Genomic DNA, 25703 nt, shown 5'->3' with positions numbered 1-25703 from the left:
ACCTGCCAATGAGAAAATCCAACCTGCAATATATGAACAATAGTCGAAACGACCCGCACTTGAGTTACTAATCCGTTACTGGATATTTCTGTGCAAGGCGCTGAACAACGTAAAAAAGGGTCGACGGAATTCACCTTGAAATCACGGCCTGATATGTGCATCATGCACATATGCACAGCGCACATATTGAGGTGATGCGATGACCCGGCGCACGGAAAATCTGCTTGGCGTGCTCGCCCTTCTGGTGACGGACGAACTCGACGCGCAACCCTCCATTCCCGCGCTGTCGGGGTCGACGTCACGCGCGATGCTCAATGCGATCGGCCAGTATCCCGATTCGTCGATCGAACTGCTGCGCGACGCCGTCGATCTCTCGCATCCCGCCGCGGTGCGCGCGGTGGCGGGACTCGTCGATGCCGGTCTCGTCGAAAAGAAAGCAGGCAGCGACAAGCGCTCCGTCGCCCTGGCGCTGACAGCAACGGGACGCCGCGAAGCGAACCGCTTGCGGACCGCGCGCGGGCGCATGCTCGAACGGATTGTCGCGAGGCTCGACGAAGACGAACGCGATGTGTTCGAGCATTTGCTGATCAAGATCCTCTGGAATGAAACGCGCGATGCGTCGCACGCGATGCAGCTCTGCCGCTTCTGCGACGACAAGCCGTGCCTGAAAGCGGGCTGTCCCGTCGAATGCCGCGATCAGGGACTGCCGATGCCCGATGGGAACGCATCATGAACACGGCCAATTCCGACGCGATCCACATGCGTTGGGGCGCCGTGGCCGCGCTGACGGCCGTCTCCACGCTGTCGCAGATCGGTCAGTTCGGCATCGGCTTCATGGTCTTGCCCGTCTGGCTCGCGCATCAGGGACTCGACGCGCCGCGCGCCGGGCTCTTCGCGGCCGCGCAATGGACGGGCATGTTCATCGGACTGCTGCTCGCGCCACGTTTGATGGAGCGTATCGGATCGAAGCTGACGGTATCGCTTGGGCTCCTCGCGTCACTCATTGCGTACGCGTCGTTGGGCACCTTGACGTGGCCCGCGTGGATCTTGCCGGGGATGCTGACGGGACTCGGCATCGGCTTGCGCTGGATCGCGAACGAAACCTGGCTATACAGTCTTGTGCCTGCCGGCAAGAGCGGCAAAGTCGTCGGCATCCATGAAGCATTCATCGCATCGGCGGGCGTGCTTGCGCCCGCGTTGGCCGCACTGTGCGGCGTGAGCGGAACACTCGTGTTCATGTCTGGCGCGCTGCTCACGGCAGCCGCCGCGATTCCGCTATGGATCACGCGTTCGTCCGCGCGGCAGACGGTATCCGTCACGCCAGCCGCGCAAGGACAGCGCGTCGAACCCGGTCCGGTCGTTTGCCTCGGCCTCGTGACGATCGCTGTCGGCGGTATCGGCGATGGCGCGCTCTACGGACTCTTTCCGCTGTTCGCGGACAGCCGCGGACTCAGCGCCGCACAAACCGCGACGATGCTCATGTGCTTCGGCATCGGCGGCATGGTGCTGCAACTTCCCGTTGGATCGTTTGCGGACCGCTTCGGTCTCACCGCAACGGTGATTGTTTGCGCGTCGGCGAGCACGGCATCGATCGTTGCGTTCTCGTTCGCGCCGATGGCTTCGTTGGGGTATATCGTGGCCGCGCTTTTTCTCGGCGGCATGAACAGCGCGTACATCACGCTCGGCATGTATGCGGCTGCCTGCGGCGACAGGCAGGCGATTACGCGCAACATGCGCTTGCTGTCGCTGGCGTTTACCGCGTGCTCGATCGTCGGGCCGCTATTTGCGGGCCCCGCGATGAAAACGCTCGGCAACGATCTGCTGATGTGGCAACTCGCGATCATGAGCGGCGGGCTCATGATCTACACGCTCGGCATGCGTGAAGGGCATCGTCAGGCGCGACACCGTATGCCCTCGCCTTCGTCGCTGTGAATGCGCGGCGCGCGCGATGCATGCCGACAGCGCGCGCCGCTTTGCTTCAACGCAAACGCACCAGCGTCGACTTCAACTCCGTGTACTTCTCGAGCGCATGCAGCGACTTGTCGCGCCCATTGCCCGACTGCCTGTAGCCGCCGAACGGGAAGTTCATGTCGCCGCCTTCGTCATAGCAGTTGACCCAGACAGTGCCCGCGCGCAGACGCCGCGACACTTCATGCGCCGTCGTCAGGTTGGCTGTCCACACGGCGGCCGCCAGGCCATAGTCGCTGTCGTTGGCGATCTGCACGGCTTCGTCGATCGTATCGAACGTGATCACCGACAGCACCGGCCCGAAAATCTCTTCACGTGCGATCTTCGCATCGTGTTTCGGCACATCGAAAACAGTCGGCTCGATATAGAAGCCACCGCTTTCCTGCTGCACGCGCGCGCCGCCATGCAGCAGCTTCGCTTCGGCGCGCCCCGCTTCGATGTAGCCGAGCACGCGATCGAGTTGAACCTGATCGACGATGGCGCCCATCGACGTCTTCGGGTCCAGCGGATTACCCGGCGTATAACTGCGCGCCGCCGCGACCAGCTTGTCGAGAAACACGTCCTTGATGTCGCGATGTACGAGCAGACGCGAACCGGCCGTACACATCTCACCCATGTTGTAGAAGATAGCGCCCGCCGCAGTCTTCGCAGCCCGATCGAGATCGGGGCAATCGGGCAGCACGATGTTCGGCGACTTGCCGCCCAGCTCGAGCCATACGCGTTTCAGATTGGATTGCCCTGCATACTGCATGATCAGCTTGCCGACATTCGTCGAGCCCGTGAATGCGAGACAATCCACGTCGTAGTGAAGCGCGAGCAACTTGCCCGGCTCGCCGCCGCCCGGCACGACATTGAATACGCCCGCAGGAATACCCGCTTCGTGCGCGAGCTGTGCGACACGAATCGCCGTCAGCGGAGACTTCTCCGAAGGCTTCAGCACGATGCTATTGCCAGCCGCAAGCGCAGGGCCGAATTTCCACGACGCCATCAGGATCGGAAAATTCCATGGCACGACGGCGGCGACGACGCCGAGCGGTTCACGCGTCACGAGCCCGACGAGATGATGATCGGCGGGCACCACTTCGCCGCCGACCTTGTCGATCGCCTCCGCGAACCATTCGACGCAGTACGCGGCGCCCGGCACGTCGACGGATGTCGTGTCGCCAATCGGCTTGCCTGCATCGAGCGTTTCGAGCAACGCGAGCTCGTCGAGATGCTCGCGCATCAACGCGGCCCATTTGAGCAGCTTCGCCTTGCGCCGACGCGGATTGAGCCCGGACCAAACGCCGGTGTCGAACGCGCGGCGCGCGGCACGCACGGCGTTGTTCACGTCGGCCTCACCGCAATCGGCGACCTTCGCGAGCACCTTGCCGTCGATGGGGCTCACGCAGTCGAACGTGCGCCCGTTTTCAGCGGCACGATACTCGCCGTCGATAAACGCGCGCCCTTCGATTGCCAGCGCCGTCGCCTTTTCCTGCCAGTAAGCCAATGTCGTCTTGTCCATCAGGATGCCTCAATGTTATGCGTTCAGCACGGAGCAACTGCCATATGCACGATGCGATGCCGCACTGGAACGCGTTGACGCGAAGCGGCGTGCGAAGCAATCAGAAAGTAGGCGGCGAATTAGCCGACACGACCTCGCACACCTGTTGCGCGCTGGGATTGCGAAAACGATGCGGTAAGCGGCTTTCGAAGTAATAGCTGTCGCCGGGGTCGAGCAGCCACGTGGTGCCGTCGACGGTCAATTCGAGCTGACCGCTGACCACCACGCCGCCCTCGTGTCCCGCATGCTGCAGCATTTCAGAGCCCGTATCCGCGAGCGGCTGATACACCTCGCGCATGATCCCCATATTGCGGTCCTTGACGCTCGCGCCCGCCAGATAGAACTCGATCTGCTCGTTGCCGAGGTTCGGCATGTCCGCACGGCGCGACACCACCGTGCGATCGGCCTCCACTTCAAATGTGAAGAATTCAGCGAGGCTCATCGGGATACATTCGAGCAGCTTCTTTAGCGAGCCGACGGAAGGACTCACGCGGTTCTGTTCGATCAATGAAATCGTGCCATTCGTCACGCCTGCCCGCTTCGCGAGCTCGCGCTGCGAAAGACCGTGCTTTTTGCGGATGTACTGCAGACGGGTTGCGACTTCAATGGACATCGATGCACTCACGAAAACGGAAAGTTCCGCACAAAGAAAGTGCCATTCGAATAGCACGTGCGTGTGTTGAATATTCTAATCACTTTAAATTGATTGCTTTTGGGGAAAACCCTGTAAGCAAAGCGAAATTTTTACGTATCGACGTGCTTCGAAGTGGACATAAATGCCCATAAATAGCTCAGGGTAAGCCCTGATCAAAGATTCGCAAAAAGACTTTGACGCCCTTTTTGACTCGTATATGCTGGTCTACAGGTTGATGTTGCTTTGTTCGAATAGCCGGTGCAAAGGCCCGATTCATCGCCATGCAACGACTAATCGATGCAATTCGAATCGCAACCTGCCGTCCCGTTTCTTTAAACGTCAGACTCGTTTTACGAACGGGGCGTTCAATACTTTCAACGTGCCAGTCGAGTGTAATCGTGAGAGTCCGAGGCCCTTTGGTTAGGTGGGATCGTAGTCAGTTCGCGAGGTGTCTTCGCGCTGACAACGCCATCGCCGACGGCAGCAACGGCAGGCTTGCGTTTCGCCGCTTTCTGTCCGTCTTCACGATCCTGTCGCGCCGTTCCGTCCGTCGTCATAACTCCATTTCAGCGCGTGCGTTCATCGCGGTGCATACCGACGAAGTCGCATCGCTCTTGCCCTAGCGCCTCTCCGCCTTTCGCTGTCCGGCCCGCTCGAGGGCCACTGCTTCGCGCGCCTGATTGCGCCGCGTCGTCGGTCGCGCTCGCCCTCGAATCGGGCACGCGCCGCTGCGCGCCTGCGATCGCACGCAGCGGAGCCGACCGGACCGCGTACCTGATTGCAACGCGCGGCGCGATGCGCTGACGGCGCTGCCACGCAAGCACACTCCTGCAGCTTTGCGCCCTGCGCATGGCGGCGGAATCGTGCCGCACGTACACAACGCAATATTTGCGCGTTTCCGCAGTCAACAACGAATACACGTTAGTTATGCAAATCAAGCCACTCGTCGGCATCAGTGCCGACAGAACGATGATGGGCCCGCATCCGTCGCACGTGGTCGGCGAGAAGTACATTGCCGCCGTCGTGGACGGCGCGCAGGCGCTCGCGATGCTGCTGCCCGCGCTGGGCGAACGGCAGGCGTCCGGAGATCTGCTCGCACATATCGACGGCCTGCTCTTCACGGGCAGCTATTCGAATGTCGAGCCGCATCGATACGGCGGTCATGCGAGCGCGGCAGGCACGCTGCACGATGCCGCGCGCGATGCAACGACGCTGCCGCTGATGCGCGCCGCGATCGACGCGGGCATTCCCGTCCTCGCCATTTGCCGTGGCTTCCAGGAAATGAATGTCGTATTCGGCGGAACGCTGCATCAAAGCGTTCAAACGGTGGAAGGCTACGACGACCATCGCGAGAACAAGGAAGACGATCTCGACCTGCAGTACGCGCCCTCGCATGCGCTGCATCTGGTGCAAGGCGGGCTGTTGCAGAAGCTCGCGGGCGGCGCGAGCGAAGTGCGCGTGAATTCGCTGCATGGTCAAGGCGTCGAGCGGCTCGGCGACGGCCTCACGGTCGAAGCCCGCGCGCCGGACGGGTTGATCGAAGCGATCAGCGTGTCGCATGCGCGTGCCTTCACGCTGGGTGTGCAGTGGCACCCGGAGTGGAAGCATGCGAGCGATGCGCTATCGACGGCGATCTTCCGTGCGTTCGGTGCCGCATGCCGCGATCGAATGCGCATGAGGACGGGTTCGGCAGTCACTGCAAATGCACATGTCTGATCCCCGTTCGCGCAAAAACAGAGAGAACGATCATGCAAGAGATTGACGAGTTTCTGAAGAAACATCACATCACCGAGATCGAAGCGATCATTCCCGACATGGCGGGGATCGCGCGCGGCAAGATCATTCCGCGCAGCAAGTTCGAATCGGGCGAATCGATGCGCCTGCCGCAAGCCGTGATGATCCAGACGGTGACAGGCGAATATCCCGAGGACGGCTCGCTCACGGGCGTCACCGATCCCGACATGGTGTGCGTGCCCGATCCGTCGACGATCCGCATCATTCCGTGGGCCGTCGACCCGACGGCGCAGGTGATCCACGATTGCGTGCATTTCGACGGCACGCCCGTCGCGATCTCGCCGCGCCGCGTGCTGCGCCGCGTGCTCGATCTGTATAAGGCAAAGGGCTGGAAGCCCGTCATCGCGCCGGAGCTGGAGTTCTATCTGGTCGATATGAACAAGGATCCCGATCTGCCTTTGCGGCCGCCCGTCGGACGTACGGGACGCGCGGAAACGGGACGTCAGGCGTATTCGATCGAAGCCGTCAACGAATTCGATCCGCTGTTCGAAGACATCTACGAGTACTGCGACATTCAGGAACTCGAAGTCGACACGCTGATTCACGAAGTGGGCGCCGCGCAGATGGAAATCAACTTCCTGCACGGCGATCCGCTCAAGCTCGCGGATCAGGTGTTCCTCTTCAAGCGCACCGTGCGCGAAGCGGCGCTGCGTCATCACATGTACGCGACATTCATGGCGAAGCCAATGGAAGGCGAACCCGGGTCGGCCATGCACGTGCATCAAAGCCTCGTCGATGAAGAGACGGGCCAGAACCTGTTCACGGGCAGCGACGGCAAGCCGACCGAAATGTTCAACCAGTATCTCGCAGGCCTGCAGAAATACACGCCCGCACTGATGCCGATCTTCGCGCCGTACATCAATTCGTATCGCCGGCTGTCGCGCTTCATGGCCGCGCCGATCAACGTGCAATGGGGTTACGACAACCGAACTGTCGGCTTTCGTATTCCGCATTCGGGTCCGCAGGCGCGTCGTATCGAGAACCGCATTCCGGGTGTCGACTGCAATCCGTACCTTGCGATTGCGGGCACGCTGGCGGCAGGTTATCTCGGCATTACGCAGCGCCTCACGCCCACGGAACCGCTTGCGAGCGACGGCTACGAATTGCCCTATCAATTGCCGCGCAATCTCGAAGAGGGACTCACCTTGATGGGCGCCTGCGAGCCGCTTGCGGAAATCATGGGCGAGCAGTTCGTCAAGGCGTATCTCGCGCTGAAGGAAACCGAATACGAAGCGTTTTTCCGCGTGATCAGTTCGTGGGAACGCAGGCATTTGCTGTTGCACGTTTAAGTCTTCTTTCGAAAGTACTCGACAGACGAACGCGCCATAGCAAAGAAAACTGGAGGCAACATGAGTTTCAGAACAGAAGAAATCGCTTACGTGCAACCCGCGGAACCGGCACAACCGGCGCAATCGGCACAATCGGCCGCGACGTCAGGCGCATCGCAACAGCAGCGCAGCACCGCGGAGTACCGCGCGCTCGACGCCGCGCATCACATTCATCCGTTCTCCGACATGGGCGCACTGAATCGCGCGGGTAGCCGCGTGATCGTCAAGGCGGAAGGCGTCTATCTGTGGGACTCCGACGGCAACAAGATCATCGACGGCATGGCGGGACTGTGGTGCGTAAATGTCGGCTATGGACGCAAGGAACTGGCGGACGCTGCCTATAAGCAATTGCAGGAACTGCCCTTCTACAACACGTTCTTCAAGACCACGCACCCGCCCGTCATCGAACTGTCGGCCTTGCTCGCCGAACTGACACCCGCGCCGTTCAATCACTTCTTCTATTGCAACAGCGGTTCGGAAGGCAACGACACGGTGCTGCGCATCGTCCATCAATACTGGGCGACGCAGGGCAAAAAACTGAAGAAGTTCGTCATCTCGCGCAAGAACGGCTATCACGGCTCGACGATCGCAGGCGGCACGCTTGGCGGCATGGGTTATATGCACGAGCAGATGCCTTCGCAGGTCGAGCATATCGTGCATATCGATCAGCCTTACTGGTTCGGCGAAGGCGGCGACATGACGCCGGAAGAATTCGGCCTTGCGCGGGCGCGCCAGCTCGAAACGGAGATTCTCGAACTTGGCGCGGAGAATGTTGCGGCGTTTATCGGTGAGCCTTTCCAGGGGGCGGGCGGCGTGATCTTCCCGCCTTCTACTTACTGGCCGGAAATCCAGCGCATCTGCCGCAAGTACGACGTGCTGCTCGTCGCGGACGAAGTGATCGGCGGCTTTGGCCGCACGGGCGAATGGTTCGCGCATCAGCACTTCGGCTTCGAGCCGGATCTGATTACGATGGCCAAGGGTTTGACGAGCGGCTACATCCCGATGGGTGCCGTCGGCCTGCATGACCGCATCGCAAAGGCGATCATCGAGAACGGCGAGTTCAATCACGGGCTCACGTATTCGGGCCATCCCGTCGCCGCTGCCGTCGCGGTCGCGAATCTGAAGCTATTGCGCGACGAGAAGATCGTCGAACGCGTGAAGAACGAAACGGGCCCGTATTTCCAGCAGTCGTTGCGTGAAGCGTTCGCGAATCACCCCATCGTCGGCGACATAGCGGGCGTGGGTCTCGTCGCGGGGATTCAGCTCGCCGAGAACCCGAAGACGCGCAAGCGTTTCGAGAACGGCGGCGACGTCGGCACGATCTGCCGCGACTTCTGTTTCAACGGCAATCTGATCATGCGCGCAACGGGCGACCGCATGCTGCTTTCGCCGCCCCTCGTCATCACGAAGAGCGAGATCGACGAGATCGTATCGAAGGCGAAAAAGGCCATCGACGCAACCGCACAACAACTCGGGCTTTCGTAACGGCAGTCAGACCACCGGCGCGGGCGTCGTGACGCATCCGTCACGCGACACACGCTCATGCCGGACTTTTCTTCAAGGGAAATCAACATGAGCGTCTGGTATCTTCGTCACGCGGTCGCGGGGGCCGCACTGCTCGCCGCAGCCGGCATCACAGGACTCTCAGCTACGCCGGCGCACGCTGCCGACACGGAACTGAATGTTTATAACTGGTCCGACTACATTGCGAAGGACACGATTCCGAACTTCGAGAAACAGACGGGCATCCACGTCAAATACGACAACTACGACAGCGACGACACGCTGCAGGCCAAGCTGCTCGCGGGCAGTTCGGGCTACGACATCGTCGTGCCGACGTCGAACTACATGGCCAAGCAGATTCAGGCCGGCGTCTACCAGAAGCTCGACAAGGCGCAGATTCCCAACCTGAAGAATCTCGATCCGACCTTGATGAAACTGATCTCCGACGCGGATCCGGGCAACCAGTACGGCGTGCCGTGGGCGTACGGCACGGACGGCATCGGCTATAACGTGCAGGCCGTGCAGAAAGTACTCGGTGCGAATGCGCCTGTCGACAGCTGGTCGCTCGTGTTCGATCCCGCCAATCTGTCGAAGCTCAAGAGCTGCGGCGTGTCGTTCCTCGATCAGGCCGTTGACGTGTTCGCCGCGACGCTGCAGTACATGCACAAGGATCCGAACAGCACGAATCCCGGCGACTACCAGGCCGCCTATGAAGTGCTGAAAAAGGTCCGCCCGTACATCACGCAATTCAATTCTTCGGGCTACATCAACGACCTCGCGAACAACGACGTCTGCGTGGTGGTGGGCTGGTCCGGCGACGTCGGCATCGCGCGGCGCCGCACGCAGGAAGCAAAGCGTTCGTATGAGATCAGGTTCTCGAATGTGAAGGAAGGCGGACTGCTGTGGTTCGACGTGATGGTCGTGCCGAAGGATGCACCGCATCCCGAAGCGGCCATGAAGTGGATCAACTACATCTCCGACCCGAAGAACAACGCAGCCATTACCAACGAAGTGTTCTACCCCACCGCCAATCGCGCCGCGCGCCAGTTCGTCACCCCGGCTGTCGCGCAGGATCAGACGGTCTATCCGGCCGACGACGTGATCGCCAGGATGACGCTGATGAAACCGATGCCGACGGAAATTCTGCGGCTCGAAAACCGCCTTTGGGCACAACTGAAAACCGGCCATTGAACTCGTGATTTAACGCCGGTTTTCAGGGACATGAAAGGGAACTGAATGAAGCGGTAGAGGGATCGCTCGATCCCTCGCCGTAGAGCAGTCGCGCAGTCAGTCTGCGCCTCGCGCGCAGCCCCATGTTTCCCCGATTGCAGCACGATCCTGCGAGCGCTTCGCGCGCCTCGCCAGGGCCCGTTCGTGCCTGCGATCCGCAAAAAACGGTCACACATGAATACGACGCACACCACGCAAACAGCGAATGCGGCCACGCAGCCCATGACTATGAATGCGACGAAAGCGGAAGCGGATCAGTTCGTCCGCATCGAAAACGTCGTGAAGAAATTCGGCGACAGCACGGCTGTCGACAACGTCAATCTGAGCATCGCGAAGAACGAACTGTTCGCGCTGCTCGGCAGCTCGGGCTGCGGCAAGTCCACGCTGTTGCGCATGCTGGCGGGCCTGGAGACGGCCACGTCCGGCAAGATCTATGTCGACGGCGAAGACCTGGCGACCTTGCCGCCCTATCGCCGCCCCGTGAACATGATGTTCCAGTCGTATGCGCTCTTTCCGCACATGACGGTCGAGTCGAATGTCGCCTTCGGACTCCGGCAGGAAGGCACGCCGAAGAACGAGATCAGGGAACGCGTCGCCGATGCATTGAATCTCGTGCAGATGAGCCGGTACGCGAAGCGCAAGCCGCATCAGCTGTCGGGCGGTCAACAGCAGCGCGTCGCACTCGCGCGTTCTTTGGTGAAACGCCCAAAGCTTCTGCTGCTCGACGAGCCGATGTCCGCGCTCGATAAAAAGATCCGCCAGAAGACTCAACTCGAACTGGTGAACATCATCGAGAAAGTCGATGTCACCTGTGTGATGGTCACGCACGATCAGGAAGAAGCGATGACGATGGCAAGCCGGCTCGCCGTCATGAGCGAAGGCCGCATCGTGCAGATCGGCTCGCCTTCTCAGGTGTACGAGTTTCCGAACAGCCGCTTCTCCGCCGAATTCATCGGCTCGACCAATCTGTTCGACGGCGTGGTCGTCGAAGACGAGCCCGATCATATCTTCGTCGAGAGCGAAGACCTCGAAGCGCGCATGTACGTGAGCCATGGCGTGACAGGACCGCTCGGCATGCCCGTCGGCATTTCGGTGCGCCCCGAGCGCGTGCGCGTGTCGCGCGAAAAGCCGGGCGCGGTGCACAACTGGGCACGCGGCGTCGTGACGGATGTGGCCTACATGGGCAGCTATTCGCTGTATCACGTGCGTCTGCCGAGCGGCAAGACCGTCGTGTCGAATCTCTCCAGTTCGGACCTGATGAGTGAAGGTGCGCCCGCCTATAACGACGACGTGTTCGTCTCCTGGTCGCCGTCGAGCGGCGTGGTGCTGACGCAATGAGAAATCCCGCCCAACCCACCGCGGCGCAAATGGGCGCCGCACGTCATGTGAGCCCTGCGCTCGCATCGACCCGACAGCGCCTCGCGAAGCTTCTGCCTTCGGGCCGCAGCACCGTGATCGGCATTCCGTTCATCTGGCTCACCGTATTCTTCGCGCTGCCGTTCGTCCTGGTGCTGAAGATCAGCTTCGCCGATCTGCGCCTCGGCATTCCGCCTTACACGGAACTGCTCAGCGTGAAGGACGGCGTCGTGCATTTCGCGCTGCAGCTGAGCCATTACGCATTTCTGTTGCAGGACAGCCTGTACGTCGCGACCTACCTCAGCTCTTTGAAGATGGCGGCCGTATCGACCGTCTGCTGTCTGCTGATCGGCTATCCGATTGCGTACTACATCGCGCGCTCGGCGCCCGCGACACGCAACCTGCTGATGATGGGCGTGATGCTGCCGTTCTGGACGTCGTTCCTGATTCGCGTGTATGCGTGGATCGGCATTCTGAAAGACGACGGCCTGCTCAATCACACGCTGATTGCGCTCGGGGTCATTCATACGCCCTTCCGTCTGTATCACACGGATATCGGCGTCTATATCGGCATGGTCTATTCGTATCTGCCGTTCATGGTGATGCCGCTCTACGCGCATCTCGTGAAGATGGATCTGACGCTGCTCGAAGCCGCCTACGACCTCGGCGCAAAGCCGTGGACAGCGTTCACGCGCATCACGCTGCCGCTGTCGAAGAACGGCATCATCGCGGGCTCGCTGCTCGTATTCATTCCTGCCGTTGGCGAGTACGTGATTCCCGAACTGCTCGGCGGCGCTGACACGCTGATGATCGGCCGCGTGATGTGGGATGAGTTCTTCAACGACATGGACTGGCCGATGGCATCCGCCGTGACGGTAGCGATGGTGCTGCTGTTGCTCGTGCCGATGGCCGTATTCCAGTACTACCAGGTCAAGGAACTGGAGGGCGCGAAATGATCAAGCCGAATAAGCCTTTATCCGCAACGGTACTGACGCTCGGATTTCTCTTTCTGTACATCCCGATCATCAGTCTCGTCGTGTTCTCGTTCAACGAATCGAAGCTCGTCACCGTCTGGTCCGGCTTCTCGCTCAAATGGTACGGCGCACTGCTGCACGACGACGAACTGCTCACGGCTGCGTGGCTGTCGTTGAAGATCGGTTTGATGACGGCGTGTGCATCCGTCGTGATCGGCACGTGGGCGGGCTTCGTGCTCGCGCGCTTTGGGCGCTTTCGCGGCTTCACGTTTTTCGCGGGGATGATCAATGCGCCGCTCGTGATTCCCGAAGTCATTCAGGGCATTTCGCTGCTGCTGCTATTCGTTGCGCTGGAACAGATGATCGGCTGGCCCAAGGGACGCGGCGTGCTGACGATGTGGATCGGCCACGTGATGCTGTGCGTGTCGTATGTCGCGATCATCGTGCAATCGCGCGTGAAGGAACTCAACAAGTCGCTCGAGGAAGCCGCGCTCGATCTCGGCGCGACACCGTTCAAGGTGTTCTTCGTCATTACGCTGCCGTTGATCTCGCAGGCGCTGCTGTCGGGCTGGATGCTGTCGTTCACGCTGTCCATCGACGATCTCGTGCTTTCTGCGTTCCTCTCGGGCCCAGGCTCGACGACGCTGCCGCTCGTCGTGTTCTCGCGCGTGCGGCTCGGCCTCAACCCCGAAATGAATGCCCTCGCGACGCTGTTCATCACGGCCGTGACGATCGGCGTGATTGCCGTGAATCAATGGATGCTGATGCGCGAGCGCAAGCGCACCCGCGACATGCAAATGGCGTTCGCCGTCGCCGACGCCGCCGATGCGCCAGCCACCACCACACGCCCTGCCGTGGCTCGCAAGAAACTCGATACGGCCAACGCATAAGAAGTTCTTCGCAATACGACAAACAAGGAGAAAATTGCATGAGAAAGAAACTCATCTGTCTGCTGGTAGCGGGGGCTCTGCCGGGTGCCGCATTCGCGGACTCGACCAGCGCACAGATCAAGGCGCTTCAGCAGCAACTCAATGCGCTGCAAAAGGAAGTGAAGGAATTGCGTGCGCAGGTTGCGTCGAATCCCGCGTCGAATCCCGCTGCGAAGCCTGCTGTGGGAACGGCCGCCGCGCCTGCGCTGGCGGCCGCGCCCGCTGTCGATATTTCGTCGCCCGATTACGGCAAGGCGCCCGCGCGGCTCACCAACGACGACGTGACCACCATGAAGCAGCAGATCGCGAATCAGCAGCTGAAGGTGGACTCGCTGGAAGACGCTGCGCAGACAGGGCCGATTGCAGGCCTCTCGGTGACGGGCTATATCGACCCGACGTACATTTACAACCGCGCGCAGAGCTCGTCGTCGTTCCTGTTCGCGAACCACGAAAGCGCCTACAACTACTACAACAGCACGTTCGGCGATCTGTATCTCGACATCAAGAAGACCTTCGGTGTCGGCCCGATGGCGCCGTCGGCGGAAATCACGTTGATGCCGAACCGCGGCAACGGCATCACGCTGCTGCAGAACTCGCATGGCGAGATCGGCAACAACATCCTGAACACGGCCGTGGTCAACGTGCCGCTGACGGGATCGACGACGTTCGTCGCCGGTTTGATTCCGAGCTTCGGCGGCTATGAAGTGCAGCAGTCGAATCAGATGCTGACGCTCACGCACAACCTGCTGTACGACTTCTCCGATCCGGGCAGCTATGTCGGCGTCGGCGCGAACTATACGAAGGGCAACTGGGCGTGGAAGTTCTTCCTCGGCAACGAACAGTACCGCACGTATGGCGCCGTCACGCAGACGGGCACGAATGCGCTGGGCGACCCGATCACGACGAGCAACAAGATTCCGACCTTCACCGCACGGGCCGACTACACGTGGTCGAGCGCGCTCGATATCGGCGGCTCGATCAATATCGGCCGCCAGACGCTGCCGAGCGCGGTCGATGCGACGACGGGCAACGTCACCTACGGCGTGGGCGGCCAGGCACCGAGTTCGGGCGGCACGTTCTTCTTCGGCGAAGTGGACGCGACCTACCTGCTTGCCGACGTGCAGTACAACGCGGAATTCGACTACGGCCAGCAGCAGAACGCGGCGTTCAACGGCGGCCAGGCGCAATGGTATGGCCTGTCGCTGCTCGCGCACCGCAAGTTCAACGTGCCTGTCGTAGGCCGCATGGGCGCAACGTTGCGCTATGACCTGCTCGTCAACAGCAAGAACGGCGGCGGCGGTGGCGGCATCGCGTTGAACTCGAACGGCATGGACGTAAACAACGGCTTCGGTATCGGCGCGGATTGTCTTGCGAAATCGAAGGCCAACGGCGGTCTCGGCTTCGAATGCAAGGGCGCGAACCGTCAGGACATTGCGCTCGATCTGCTGTTCTTCCCGACGCAGCAAATCACCGTCAAGGTCGAATATCGTCACGACTGGGCGAACCAGAATGTGTTCCTGCGCAACGACGGTTCGTATAGCAAGTCGAACGATCTGCTGGCCACACAGTTCATCTATTCGTTCTAAAACGCACGGCGGGAGCGGCGCATGCCGTACCCTTCTCTCAGACTGCCTATGCTCAAACTCGCCAACCAGCCTCATGCCGCGTCCTGGTACGCGGCGACCGCCAACGATTCCACACGTCATCCGCCACTGGACGACAACATCAGCGTCGATGTCTGCGTAATCGGCGCGGGTCTGACGGGCATTTCCGCCGCGCTCAATCTCGCCGAACGCGGGCATACCGTGGCCGTGCTGGAAGCGTCGAAAGTGGGCTGGGCCGCGAGCGGACGCAATGGCGGACAGATGATCGGCGGCTTTGCGTGCGATATCGATACATTTGCGAAGTACATGCCCGCAGGCGACGTGCAGCGCATGTGGGAAATGGGCCTCGAAACGCTGGATATCGTGAAGGAGCGCGTCGCGAAGCATCATATCGACTGCGATCTGACGCTGGGCTATCTGACGGCCGCCAACAAGCCTGCCCATGCCGATGCATTGCGCGCGTGGCGCGACGACGCGAAAAAGCGCTTCAGATACGAGGGTTTTCGTTACGTCGAACGCGCGCATATGGACCAGTATGTGCAATCGTCGCGTTATCTGGGCGGACTGTTCGATCCCGACAGCGGGCATCTGCATCCCCTCAATTACACATTGGGACTTGCACGTGCGGCAGTCGAAAGCGGCGCGCGAATCCATGAAGACAGTTGCGTCACCGCATTGCGCAGCGAAAACGGCACGCATGTCGTTGAAACGGCACGCGGCACCGTGCGTGCATCGTATGTCGTGCTCGCCTGCAATACATGGCTCGGCTCGCTTGCGCCCGACGTATCGCGCAAGATCATGCCCGTCGGCACGTATGTGATCGCGACCGAGCCGCTCGACGCGGCACGTGCCGCCGCCCTGATGCCTGCACGCGCGGCAGTTTGCGACAGCCGCTTCGTGCTCGACTACTTCCGCCCTTCTCCCGACAACCGTCTGCTCTGGGGCGGCAAGGTCAGCTACTCGACATTGGCTCCGCACAATCTCGGCGAAGCGATGCGCCGCGACATGCTGAAGACGTTCCCTCAACTCGACGACGTCAAGGTCGATTACGCGTGGGGCGGCTTCGTCGACATCACGATGAACCGCGCGCCGCATTTCGGCCGACTCGCGCCGACCGTCTATTTCGCACAAGGGTTCTCGGGACACGGCGTCAATACGACAGGTCTGGCGGGCAAGCTGATCGCCGAAGCCATCGACGGTCAGGCGTCGCGTTTCGATCTGTTCGGTAGAATCCGCCATCGCGACTTTCCCGGCGGCGCGATGCTGCGTACGCCGGCGCTCGTGCTTGCAATGGCCTGGTATCGGATGAAGGACTTGCTGTGACGGAAACACTCGACCGCCGCGCGGATGCGCTGATCCGCAACTCGTACTATGAAGCCACGGCTTCGCGTCCGCTTGTCGACGACCCGATGCTCGAGGGGACGCTCGATGCCGATGTGTGTGTGATCGGCGCGGGATTCTCGGGCCTGTCGGTGGCGCTGGAATGCCGTGCGCGCGGGCTGTCCGTGGTCGTGCTCGACGCGCATCGGCCGGGCTGGGGGGCGTCGGGCCGCAACGGCGGACAGATGCTCGCCGGTTTTGCGAAAGACGAGATCGTCGAAAAAGAACTGGGCCTCGAGGGCGCGCGCGCTGCCTGGGCGCTATCGGTCGAAGCCGTGAAGCTGGTGCGTGAAAGGATCGGGCGCTATGGAATCGAATGCGATTTCACAGCGGGCTTCATGACGGTTGCAACCAGGGCGAAGCGCGTGCCCGATCTGCGCGCATGGATGGAGGCCGCGACGAACCGCTGGGGTTACTCGCATCTGTCGTGGGTGGATGCCGCCGACATGCGCGACCGCATCGCGTCGGAATGTTATCTGGCCGGCGTGCATGATGCATTATCCGGCCACCTGCATCCGCTCAAGTACTGCCGCGGTCTCGCCGATGCCGCGCGTCGCGAGGGGGCGCGACTCTTTGCGCACTCGCCTGTGCTCGAAGTCGTACGCGGTGCGCGGCCCGTCGTGCGCACCGCGACGGGAGAAGTACGCTGCCGCTTCGTCGCCGCATGCGGCAATGCGACGCTCGGCAACGTGCTGCCCGCAACGATTGCGGCGCGCATCGCGCCCATCGCGTCGTATATCGTCGCGACGGAATCGCTCGGCAAGGAGCGCGCCGATGCGCTGATCAAAGACCGCACCGCGATCTGCGACAACAACTTTTTCCTGCACTACTTCCGCGTATCGGCGGATCATCGCGTACTGTTCGGCGGACGCGCGAGTTCGACGGGCGCCTCGCCCGCACAACTCACCGACGATATCCGCAAGCGCATGCTCGGCGTCTTCCCGCAACTCGCGGATACGAAAATCGACTATGCGTGGGGCGGCTACGTCGACATCACGCGCAATCGCGCGCCCGACTTCGGCGCAATCGATCCGAACTACTTCTATGTGCAAGGCTTCTCGGGCCATGGCGTGGCGCTGACGGGCATTGCGGGGCGCATCATCGCGCAGGCCATCGCGGGCGATACGGCTGCGCTCGATCTTTTCTCGCGTATCCGCCACGCGCGCTTTCCTGGCGGCCCGGCTCTGCGCGGTCCGGCACTGGAACTGGGAATGCTGTATCACCGGATACGCGAGCTGTTCTAAGCCGCGCTGCAGCACGCGCAGTACATGACAGACAGCACCCGAAACGGGCAGAATGTGCACCTCGCCTTCAACACGCCATACCGGCCGCATTGAAGGCTTACCGTCACCCACTATCCGTTACGACGAGGCGTCGATGACTGCCCTGCTCACTTCTGAAATCGCATCGAAATTCGCGGGACTCGCGCTTGCTCATCTGACACGCGAGTATCCGAACAAACTCACGCATTCCCTCGCCGGACCGCAGGACGTGCAAGGCCCGCGCGCACTGCATCCTGTCTTCTACGGCAGCTATGACTGGCACTCATGCGTGCATGGCTACTGGTTGCTTTTGCATCTGATCGAGCGTTTCCCTGAGTTGCCGGAGGCGCCGCGCATCGTCGGCGTCGTCGACGAGCACTTCACGGAGCACAACGTAGCCGGCGAGCGCGCCTATCTCGACCTGCCGCATAACCGCGGTTTCGAGCGGCCCTACGGCTGGGCATGGCTGCTTGCGCTGTCGGGCCAGGTCACGGCACTCAAGGTGCCGCAAGCCGAACGCTGGGCGAAGACGATCGAACCGCTGACGGAAGCGTTCGTCGAACGCTTCGAAGAGTTTCTGCCGAAGGCGACGTATCCGCTGCGTGTCGGCACGCACTTCAACACCGCGTTCGCGCTGGCGCTCACGCTCGATTTCGCGCATCGCACGCAACGCGATTCCCTCGCGAAGCTGATCGTCGATACGGCGAAGCGCTGGTATCTGAACGACGCCGGATGCCAGGCATGGGAGCCGTCGGGCGACGAGTTCCTGTCGCCTGCACTGATGGAAGCCGAGTTGATGCGCCGCGTGTTGCCGCCCGCCGAGTTCGCCGCGTGGTTCGCGCGCTTTCTGCCCGATCTGGCGCAACGTCAGCCCGCGACGCTGTTTATCCCCGCTACCGTCACGGATCGCAGCGACGGAAAGATCGCGCATCTCGACGGGCTGAACCTGAGCCGTGCATGGTGCCAGCGCTCGCTGGCGCGCGCGCTGTCGAACGACGATCCCCGCCGCGCCGTGCTGTTCGAAGCCGCCGACGTGCATCTCGACAGCGCGTTGCAGCATGTCGCGGGCGACTACATGGGCGAGCATTGGCTCGCCACGTTCGCGACGCTTGCGCTCGAAGCGTAGCGGCTAAAGCGCGCATCGGTCGCGCACGGCAAAAACAAAACGGCCAGTGCTTGCAAAGGCACTGGCCGTTTTTTATCGAATCGCTTCTACGTCAATGCGAAATCTCTTCCAGCGCGATGCCGCGCGTACGCGGCCCCATCACGCCGATCACCAGCATCACGATCGCCATGGCGGCTGCGATGAAGACGAACACGCCCGTCGATCCGAAATACTTCAGCACCGATGCGATAAAGAACGCGGTAAAGATCGCTGAAAAACGGCTCCACGAATAGACGAAGCCGACTGCGCGCGCCCGGATGCTGGTCGGAAAGAGTTCGGCCTGATACGCGTGATAGCTGTACGACATGATATTGCTGCCGAGCGTCAGCCCCACGCCGAGGCAGATCAGCAGCACAGCCGCCGTCGTCTGGCTGAACCACAGGCCGCACACGATGATCAGCGCCGCCATCGCGACGATCACGCTCTTGCGCTCGAACCGGTCTGCGATGAACAACCCGATGATGGGACCGACAGGCGCCGCGAGCGCGATGATGCTCGAATAGGCAAGGCTGGTCGTCACGGTAATGCCCTGCTTGATCAGCAGCGTCGGCACCCAGTTCGCGAAGCCATAAAAGCCGACGGTCTGGAAGATGTTGAAAATGGCCAGCATCAGCGTGCGGCTGCGGTACGGCGGCACCCACATGTCACTGAAGCGTCCGCTCGGCGGTACAGGAACGGGCGGCGCTGCGGGCGGCAGCGGCTTGCCGTACTCGGCCTCGACCTTCGCTTCGAGCGCGCGCATCACACGGTCCGCTTCTTCGACGCGCCCTTGTTGCGCGAGCCAGCGCGGGCTTTCGGGCAGATTGCGCCGGATCCACCAGACGAACAGCGCGCCGTGTGCGCCGATCAGCACGACCCAGCGCCAGCCGTCGAGTCCGAGCGGCGAGCGCGGCACCAGCAGCCATGCGAGAAACGCGACGACGGGCACAGCCGTGAAGCCGACTGCCTGTTCGCACGCGAATGCACGGCCGCGGATGTGCTTCGGCACCAGCTCGGAGATATATGTGCCGATCGTCACCAGCTCGACGCCGATGCCGAGGCCTGCCGTGAAGCGCCAGAAGTTGAGCCCCGTCGCCGTCTCCTGAAACGCCATGACGACGTTCGCAACCGTGTACCACAGCAGCGAATACGTGAAGATCGCGCGGCGGCCGAAGCGGTCTGCGAGAAAGCCGCACGCGATCGTGCCGATGAACAGGCCCAGAAACAGCGTCGCGATGAAGCTCGCAATGCCCGTCGTGCCGAACAGGCCGTGCGTAGTCGACGTGAGAATGCCGCTCTTGACGATACCGGGCGCGACGTAACCCGTGTAGAGCAGATCGTAGAGTTCGAAGAAGAAGCCAAGGCTCAGCATCACGACGAGCTTCCAGACGGAGCGCGTCGCGGGCAGGCGGTCGAGCCGCGCGCCGATGGAACCGGCATTGAGCGATGAAGGCGAAGCGGCGTGCGCGCGGCTCTGTTCGTTCCCTGGCAGCGACATGCCGGCCTGGTCTTGCGTTGTCATTGTTCTCTCTCCTGTGTCGATGCGAGCCCTGGCGTGCGATGCAGGCCAGGCACGCATTGTAGCCGCGCTTCGCTCATGACTTCGTCTATGCGGCAGACGTCGTGTCCATCGTCACGCTGGCGTCGGCACGTTGCAGCAGGCGCCGGTTGCGCGGCGACAGGTTCGTCAGCCGCAGGCGCTTGCCGAGCTTCGCATAGCGTTCGTGCAGCGCTTGAAAATGCGTGGTCGAGGCGAAGAAGGGGGAATTTCGTTCGCGTGCTGCCACGCGAAACTCAGCGCCGAAATGACGATGCCGCACAGCACGGCTGTCGCGAGATCGGTAAACACGGTGATCGCGGTAACGGCCACGATCACGAGCGCATGTTCGAACGAATCAGGGGGCGCGCTCACGCAACACTTGCGCGCGCAAGCAAAGGTGGACGGATTGCGATGCACCCGCTCTGGGCATGACGGGCACGGCATACGCGGGGCGTGTCGCGAGACGATCCGCTCGTGAGCCGGCGCGCGGCTGGGTGCAAAGGTGATCGGATGGAAACAACAGGCCCGTGATGGCCTGCCGGGCCGGACGGCCCGATGTGCGAGGCTCTCGCGCAGCGCACGCGTTCTACAGGGTCGGCCGCTCGCGCGCAGCGACGCTCGAAGCGGCGCGCCGCGTGTTCACAGGGAAACGCGGGCGCCTGATGACTGTAGCCAGCCCTTTACCGGTACTCGAAATCGTCTGCTGTAATCAACACGTGCGTCGCCCCTTTCGCGAGCGCCTTGCGCTCAGCGACAGCGGCGATACGGCGCTGGCCGTTGCCAAACGCCTTCGTGAGGTGCGATTCGTCTGCACCGCGCTCCAGCCAGAAATGCTGCTCGAGCGCGTCGCGCGTAATCGAACACCCTATCGGGCGCTTTTGCACGACGATATCGAAAGTCACGGACTGGCCGTTATGCGAAAGGGCGAAGTTGAGTAAGGACTGTTCCATTTTCAGCCTCTCTTGAACTGCGATTACCTGTATTGCGTGTTGCTTTTGTGAACCGTGCGTGAATATTCCTGCACTCAAACTATCTCATTCCGTTCGGCATCGATCATTTCGGGCGAACCCTTGAAGTGCCTCAATGCAAACGTTTTTATGGCAGGAGCACAGGACTTTACCAGCCGGCGCCGATAAAAAACGTCCGACATGTTCGCATTTTGAAGGCTTTCGTGCAGATCACCCCGCCGTGAGACCGCGATTTTCACGCGCAGTTGCATGGCGCGCAGCGCCGCGCTTTCTCTCTCACTTCCCTCTGACAAAAATCTCTGACTTCCCTCTGACAAAAACTTTGCTCACGAACGAATCCGCGCTTTATCCCGCTTCTTACCGTGAAGGATACAACGCAATCGTTTGCGGGATATGTCACGCATCCTGCAATGGAGAAATCCGCGTTATGGCAGAACCCCGTATGATCGAGGCTCTTAAAAGACCTCATACGAATCGTCGATGAAGCATCCGCGCTGGACGGGACTCATCTATCTGCTGATCACGGCAACGGGATGGGCACTCAACTGGCCGGCCATGAAAGTGCTGCTGCGCGAATGGCCGCCGCTTTTTTCGCGCGGCATCGCGGGCGTGACGGCGTCGGTGCTGCTCGGGGTCGTCGCCGTGTGCATGGGCGAACGGCCGCGCGTGCCGCGTCAGTATGTGCCGCGCCTTCTGCTCGCGGCCTGCACGAATGTCTTTGCATGGATGGGCTTTTCCACGCTGTCGATGAAATGGCTCAGCGTCAGCGAAGGCGCGCTGCTCGTCTACACGATGCCGATCTGGGCGATGTTGCTCGCGTGGCCGATTCTGTCGCGCAGACCTTCCACCGTCGAATTTCTTGCGCTGCTGCTCGGACTCGCGGGCGTCGTCGTGCTGCTGGGCGGGCGCGGCGTCGCCTTCGACGCGGGCAAAATCGCCGGCATCGCCTTCGCGCTGCTTGCAGCCGTGCTGTTCGCGCTCGGCACGGTGATCGCGCGCACGCCGATTCCCGTCGCGCCGATCAGCCTCGTCGCGTGGCAGGTCGGGCTCGGCCGCGCACCGATGATCGTCGCGGGCCTGCTGATCGAGCATCCCGTCTTTGCCTCGCTGCACGCGGACGGCTGGGCCGTGCTGATCTATATGACGCTCGTACCGATGGGCGTGTGCTACCTCGCGTGGTTCGCGACATTGCGGCATCTGCCGCCGCAGATCGCGTCGATCGGCATGCTGCTCGTGCCCATCATGGGCATCGTCGCGGCCGCGCTCGCGCTCGGCGAGCCGCTCGGCTGGAAGGAAGCCGTGGCGATGGCGCTCACGTTGAGCGGCGTCGCGCTGGCACTGAGGCGCAAGGCGCCGCAAACCGATCAAGCCGCTCCCCGTACGATCCTGCGCTAGGGCTGTTCGAGCGCATCTTTGAGCCGCTCGACGGCTTCGTCGGACTCGGCCTGGATTTTCGGGCGCAGCAAGACAGCGTTGAGCAGCGCAAACCAGAGCGTCGGCGAGCGATACGTGAAGGTGCGCTCGAACTGCGTGCCGTCCGCCTCGGGCGTCAGCGCGTAGCTGACCGTGCCTGCGGGCCGGCCTTCTATCGCGCCGTCGATCGTCCATTTCTGCGGGCGTTGACGTTCGACAACCGTCCACACGACGTGCCCGCGCCGCCCCGCGACACGAAATTCTTCCGTAGTCCGTTCGCCGAGGCCAAGTGAGTGATCGATCGCACCCGCCACCGACAGCGACGACGGATGCCACGCGGGCCAGTGCGCAGGCGTCGTCACGTAGTCGAAAACGGCCGCGGGCGGGCGCGCGATCGGCATGGCGGTGACAATGGTCGTCGACAGATGGAAGGCGCGCGGCAGCGGAACGAACAGAACGGCGATGGCGGCCGCCACGCATGCCACGGTCACGATCGCTCGTATTAGCGTTTTCATCGCTGTTCGCGCCGGGCTCGCGCGCGTCCGAATGAAGCGGGGTTCGGGCCGCCGCATGCACGAAAGCGGCCCGCGTTACGATCTTACTGCTACCGTATGCGGGCGGCGACGCCGCCGCACACTTCGCATGCTGTCACGCTAACGGAACACGGAGCACGACCGATGCAAGCCCATCCCCTGCGCCTGCACCCCGGACAGGATCTGCGCGATGCACTCGAACAGACTGTGCGCCAGCTCGGCGCAACAGCGGCGTTCGTCGTGCAGGGCATCGGCAGCCTCAGCGTCGCGCAGTTGCGATTCGCGGGCATCGAGCAGCCGACAGAACTTCGCGCCGACCTGGAAATCCTGACGCTCGCCGGATCCGTCGCGCCCGGTGGCGCGCATCTGCATATGTCGGTATCCGATGCGCAGGGCCGCGTATTCGGCGGACATGTCGCGCGCGGCTGCATCGTACGAACGACCGTTGAAATTTTGCTCGCGTTGCTGCCGGATCATGAGTTCTCACGCGAGCCCGATCCGCAAACGGGATTCATGGAGCTGCACATCCGCAACGCAACGCAGCGCAAATAGCGGCGCAATGCGCGCCGGGTACGCTCTTCGCTTGTCTGTTCGATTGGCCGCTGTCCGCGCGCGGTAGGAGCGTGCGCCGCAATGCCTTACACTTGTCGGGTCGGATTTGCATGCTCATCAATCAGTTGTTCAAGGAGGGAAACGTCCGTGGCAAATGAAAAAATGTTGGCGCAGATTTCGGAAAAGGCGGGCTTCATTGCCGCGCTCGACCAGAGCGGCGGCTCTACGCCTGGCGCATTGCGGCAGTACGGCATTGCCGACGACGCCTATAGCGGCGACGCCGAAATGTTCAAGCTGATTCACGAAATGCGCGTGCGCATCATCACCGCCCCGGCCTTCACGGGCGCGAAGGTCATCGCGGCGATTCTCTTCGAAGCCACGATGGATGGGGAGGCTCAAGGCAAGCCAGTGCCGGCGTTCCTGTGGGAAGACCGCGGCGTCGTGCCGTTCCTCAAGGTCGACAAGGGACTCGAAGCCGAAAGCGACGGCGTGCGCGTGATGAAGCCGATTCCCGGACTCGACGCGCTCGTTGCGCGTGCAGTCAAGCTCGGCATTTTCGGCACCAAGATGCGCTCCGTCATCGAGCAGAATTCGCCTGCGGGGATTGCCGCAGTCGTCAAGCAGCAGTTCGAATACGGCGCGCAGATCGACGCGGGCGGCCTGATGCCGATCCTCGAACCCGAAGTGTCGATCAAGACGCCCGATAAGGCCGGCGCCGAAAAGACGCTGCGCGATGAAATTCTCAAGGGGCTCGACGCGCTGCCTGCCGGCAAGCAGGTCATGCTCAAGCTGACCATTCCCGATGTCGCCGATTTCTACAAGCCGCTGATCGATCATCCGCGCGTGTTGCGCGTCGTCGCGCTGTCGGGCGGCTACACGCGCACGGAGGCCTGCAAACTGCTCGCGAAGAATCACGGCATGATCGCGAGTTTTTCGCGCGCACTCATCAACGACCTGAAGAAGCCGATGAGCGACAGCGAATTCGATGCGAAGCTGGCGGAAGCCATCGACGAGATTTACGACGCTTCTGCTAACAAGGTTTAAACAGTCCCTGCCAATGAAGCCGCGCACCCGGATGCGCGGCTTCATGTTTCTACGTGCTGGCGCGGCGTGTCAATGCGCAGTTGGCGGAACGTCCGGATCCACGTAGTCGCTGCGCGAAATCCAGTACGGATCGCGGTTGTAATACGTGTGCAGCGATTCACCCCACCTCAGATCGGCCATGCTCGGCCAGTGATCCTTGTCGAAGCCCGGTTCGTCCTTCAGTCGCTTCGCGCTGATATCGACGTGAAAACACTTTTGATCGGTGTCGAGCGTCAACGCGCTCCAGGGAATCGCGTGCAACTTCGCGCCCATGCCGAGAAAACCGCCTTCGGATAGCACCGCATAGGCGATGCGGCCGCTCCTCACGTCGAGCATGATGTCGGAGATCTTGCCGACGTGTTCAGCGTCGGACGAATACACCTTGGTGCCGTCGAGCGTCGACGCTGCCATCACTTCCGGCCCCGGACCTTCACCGACGCCGCCACCGACGATATCTGCACCACCCGTTCTGCGCGTTTGCGGATTGATTGAGCCCATTGCTTGCCTCCTTGTGAAAGTGAGCGTCCGGAAGGCGCGCAATGGCCGTTCCCGCGGTGCGGCAAACGGCATCCAGGCTTTGCGCAGCGGCAATCTTTACCGTTCGATGCACGCGGATGTCATTTTTTCTCGACTGCCCTTTGCCATGCGGCAACCCGCCACACCACTGCTGTGCTGAAAACGACAGCATCTGCTTCTTACGCCACTCACCCCCGGACTCTACGATTGACACATGAAAACGCGCGGACTACGTGCATTGCAGGAGAACTGAAATGGCCTTGCTGAACATGATGCGCATGGTGTTATGGAGCTTCTTCGGGGTCCGGCGCGGCGCGGGACACGAAGCCGATCTGGCCACCGTCAAGCTGCCGCTGGTGCCCGTGATGGCTGTCGTGCTCGCGCTGTGCTTCGGCGGATTGCTGTTCGCGTTCGCGCGGATCGCCGTTACGGTCGCGCATTGACGCGTA

At 61.7% G+C, this 25703-nt stretch carries 24 protein-coding genes and 2 pseudogenes; 18 read left to right on the top strand and 8 right to left on the bottom strand.

Features of this window, described 5'->3' with window-relative positions; all coding sequences use genetic code 11:
• Nucleotides 1-199 precede the first annotated feature (199 nt).
• Nucleotides 200-733 (top strand): MarR family winged helix-turn-helix transcriptional regulator, encoded by a 534-nt coding sequence (locus tag FRZ40_RS26995; RefSeq protein ID WP_028366338.1) that lies wholly within the window; start codon nt 200-202, stop codon nt 731-733.
• Nucleotides 730-1932: an MFS transporter gene (locus FRZ40_RS26990; RefSeq protein ID WP_147236166.1), complete on the top strand. Its 1203-nt coding sequence runs from the start codon at nt 730-732 to the stop codon at nt 1930-1932. Before FRZ40_RS26995 ends, FRZ40_RS26990 begins: the two co-directional genes overlap by 4 nt.
• Nucleotides 1933-1978: 46 nt before the next feature.
• Here the strand turns inward: FRZ40_RS26990 and FRZ40_RS26985 are convergent, their stop codons facing one another.
• Together FRZ40_RS26985 and FRZ40_RS26980 are read right to left on the bottom strand one after the other, a co-directional pair.
• On the bottom strand, nt 1979-3472 hold the full coding sequence (locus FRZ40_RS26985; RefSeq protein WP_147236165.1) for an aldehyde dehydrogenase: 1494 nt from the start codon (nt 3470-3472) through the stop codon (nt 1979-1981).
• A gap of 100 nt (nt 3473-3572) precedes the next feature.
• The gene (locus FRZ40_RS26980; RefSeq protein ID WP_147236164.1) at nt 3573-4124 is read right to left on the bottom strand and encodes a cupin domain-containing protein; all 552 of its coding nucleotides are present in this window, start codon (nt 4122-4124) and stop codon (nt 3573-3575) included.
• 437 nt (nt 4125-4561) lie between these two features.
• On the opposite strand from FRZ40_RS26980, the gene FRZ40_RS45140 reads away from it, so the two are divergent.
• The 10 genes and pseudogenes from FRZ40_RS45140 to FRZ40_RS26930 form a co-directional block, all read left to right on the top strand.
• Complete coding sequence (locus FRZ40_RS45140) at nt 4562-4768, top strand: hypothetical protein (protein WP_039901929.1); 207 nt, start codon at nt 4562-4564, stop codon at nt 4766-4768.
• A 304-nt stretch (nt 4769-5072) separates the two neighbouring features.
• Entirely contained in the window at nt 5073-5861 is a 789-nt protein-coding gene (locus FRZ40_RS26970) for a gamma-glutamyl-gamma-aminobutyrate hydrolase family protein (RefSeq protein WP_147236163.1), read from the top strand.
• 32 nt (nt 5862-5893) lie between these two features.
• Nucleotides 5894-7228: a glutamine synthetase family protein gene (locus FRZ40_RS26965; protein WP_147236162.1), complete on the top strand. Its 1335-nt coding sequence runs from the start codon at nt 5894-5896 to the stop codon at nt 7226-7228.
• Nucleotides 7229-7288: 60 nt separating this feature from the next.
• Nucleotides 7289-8752, top strand: coding sequence for an aspartate aminotransferase family protein (locus FRZ40_RS26960; protein WP_147236161.1), 1464 nt, complete (start codon nt 7289-7291; stop codon nt 8750-8752).
• A gap of 87 nt (nt 8753-8839) precedes the next feature.
• Entirely contained in the window at nt 8840-9961 is a 1122-nt protein-coding gene (locus FRZ40_RS26955; protein ID WP_028366346.1) for a polyamine ABC transporter substrate-binding protein, read from the top strand.
• 261 nt (nt 9962-10222) lie between these two features.
• A complete protein-coding gene (locus FRZ40_RS26950) occupies nt 10223-11338 on the top strand; it encodes an ABC transporter ATP-binding protein (protein ID WP_147236160.1) in 1116 nt (371 codons plus the stop codon).
• On the top strand, nt 11335-12312 hold the full coding sequence (locus FRZ40_RS26945) for an ABC transporter permease subunit (RefSeq protein WP_147236159.1): 978 nt from the start codon (nt 11335-11337) through the stop codon (nt 12310-12312). The genes FRZ40_RS26950 and FRZ40_RS26945 overlap by 4 nt, the downstream gene beginning before the upstream one ends.
• On the top strand, nt 12309-13220 hold the full coding sequence (locus FRZ40_RS26940) for an ABC transporter permease subunit (protein WP_147236158.1): 912 nt from the start codon (nt 12309-12311) through the stop codon (nt 13218-13220). The genes FRZ40_RS26945 and FRZ40_RS26940 overlap by 4 nt, the downstream gene beginning before the upstream one ends.
• A gap of 38 nt (nt 13221-13258) precedes the next feature.
• A complete protein-coding gene (locus tag FRZ40_RS26935; RefSeq protein ID WP_147236157.1) occupies nt 13259-14845 on the top strand; it encodes a DUF3138 family protein in 1587 nt (528 codons plus the stop codon).
• Nucleotides 14846-14866: 21 nt separating this feature from the next.
• A pseudogene (locus FRZ40_RS26930) lies at nt 14867-16039 on the top strand (NAD(P)/FAD-dependent oxidoreductase); the annotation flags it as partial.
• Here FRZ40_RS26930 and FRZ40_RS46190 read toward each other — a convergent pair.
• Nucleotides 16014-16154, bottom strand: coding sequence for a hypothetical protein (locus tag FRZ40_RS46190; RefSeq protein ID WP_420873896.1), 141 nt, complete (start codon nt 16152-16154; stop codon nt 16014-16016). The pseudogene FRZ40_RS26930 and the gene FRZ40_RS46190 overlap by 26 nt on opposite strands.
• Nucleotides 16155-16182: 28 nt before the next feature.
• Here FRZ40_RS46190 and FRZ40_RS26925 point away from each other — a divergent pair, with 28 nt between their 5' ends.
• Nucleotides 16183-17487 carry an NAD(P)/FAD-dependent oxidoreductase gene (locus tag FRZ40_RS26925; RefSeq protein ID WP_147236156.1) on the top strand — a complete coding sequence of 435 codons (1305 nt, stop codon included), beginning with the start codon at nt 16183-16185 and terminating at the stop codon, nt 17485-17487.
• Between the two features lie 133 nt (nt 17488-17620).
• Entirely contained in the window at nt 17621-18631 is a 1011-nt protein-coding gene (locus FRZ40_RS26920) for a DUF2891 domain-containing protein (protein ID WP_028366353.1), read from the top strand.
• A 91-nt stretch (nt 18632-18722) separates the two neighbouring features.
• Here FRZ40_RS26920 and FRZ40_RS26915 read toward each other — a convergent pair whose 3' ends face one another.
• The 3 genes and pseudogenes from FRZ40_RS26915 to FRZ40_RS26905 all read right to left on the bottom strand — a co-directional run bounded on the left by FRZ40_RS26915 (nt 18723) and on the right by FRZ40_RS26905 (nt 21139).
• Nucleotides 18723-20171: an MFS transporter gene (locus FRZ40_RS26915; RefSeq protein WP_147236155.1), complete on the bottom strand. Its 1449-nt coding sequence runs from the start codon at nt 20169-20171 to the stop codon at nt 18723-18725.
• Between the two features lie 85 nt (nt 20172-20256).
• A pseudogene (locus FRZ40_RS26910) lies at nt 20257-20531 on the bottom strand (SulP family inorganic anion transporter); the annotation flags it as partial.
• A gap of 338 nt (nt 20532-20869) precedes the next feature.
• Nucleotides 20870-21139: a DUF1488 family protein gene (locus tag FRZ40_RS26905; protein ID WP_028366354.1), complete on the bottom strand. Its 270-nt coding sequence runs from the start codon at nt 21137-21139 to the stop codon at nt 20870-20872.
• Nucleotides 21140-21637: 498 nt separating this feature from the next.
• Between FRZ40_RS26905 and FRZ40_RS26900 the strand changes: the two genes are divergently transcribed.
• Nucleotides 21638-22552: a DMT family transporter gene (locus FRZ40_RS26900; RefSeq protein WP_147236154.1), complete on the top strand. Its 915-nt coding sequence runs from the start codon at nt 21638-21640 to the stop codon at nt 22550-22552.
• Here FRZ40_RS26900 and FRZ40_RS26895 read toward each other — a convergent pair.
• Nucleotides 22549-23085: an SRPBCC family protein gene (locus FRZ40_RS26895; protein ID WP_147236153.1), complete on the bottom strand. Its 537-nt coding sequence runs from the start codon at nt 23083-23085 to the stop codon at nt 22549-22551. The genes FRZ40_RS26900 and FRZ40_RS26895 overlap by 4 nt on opposite strands.
• 162 nt (nt 23086-23247) lie before the next feature.
• On the opposite strand from FRZ40_RS26895, the gene FRZ40_RS26890 reads away from it, so the two are divergent.
• Together FRZ40_RS26890 and FRZ40_RS26885 are read left to right on the top strand one after the other, a co-directional pair.
• On the top strand, nt 23248-23655 hold the full coding sequence (locus tag FRZ40_RS26890) for a PPC domain-containing DNA-binding protein (RefSeq protein ID WP_147236152.1): 408 nt from the start codon (nt 23248-23250) through the stop codon (nt 23653-23655).
• A gap of 147 nt (nt 23656-23802) precedes the next feature.
• Nucleotides 23803-24699 carry a fructose bisphosphate aldolase gene (locus tag FRZ40_RS26885; RefSeq protein WP_147236151.1) on the top strand — a complete coding sequence of 299 codons (897 nt, stop codon included), beginning with the start codon at nt 23803-23805 and terminating at the stop codon, nt 24697-24699.
• A 69-nt stretch (nt 24700-24768) separates the two neighbouring features.
• On the opposite strand, the gene FRZ40_RS26880 is transcribed toward FRZ40_RS26885, so the two are convergent.
• On the bottom strand, nt 24769-25236 hold the full coding sequence (locus FRZ40_RS26880) for a PRC-barrel domain-containing protein (RefSeq protein WP_147236150.1): 468 nt from the start codon (nt 25234-25236) through the stop codon (nt 24769-24771).
• 272 nt (nt 25237-25508) lie between these two features.
• On the opposite strand from FRZ40_RS26880, the gene FRZ40_RS26875 reads away from it, so the two are divergent.
• A complete protein-coding gene (locus FRZ40_RS26875) occupies nt 25509-25697 on the top strand; it encodes a DUF2970 domain-containing protein (RefSeq protein ID WP_147236149.1) in 189 nt (62 codons plus the stop codon).
• Nucleotides 25698-25703: the final 6 nt, after the last annotated feature.

The organism is Paraburkholderia azotifigens, assembly GCF_007995085.1.
In the GTDB taxonomy this organism is placed as follows: domain Bacteria; phylum Pseudomonadota; class Gammaproteobacteria; order Burkholderiales; family Burkholderiaceae; genus Paraburkholderia; species Paraburkholderia azotifigens.
The sequence above is the reverse complement of the archived record's forward strand: the minus strand, read 5'-3'. Positions and strand labels throughout refer to the sequence as shown.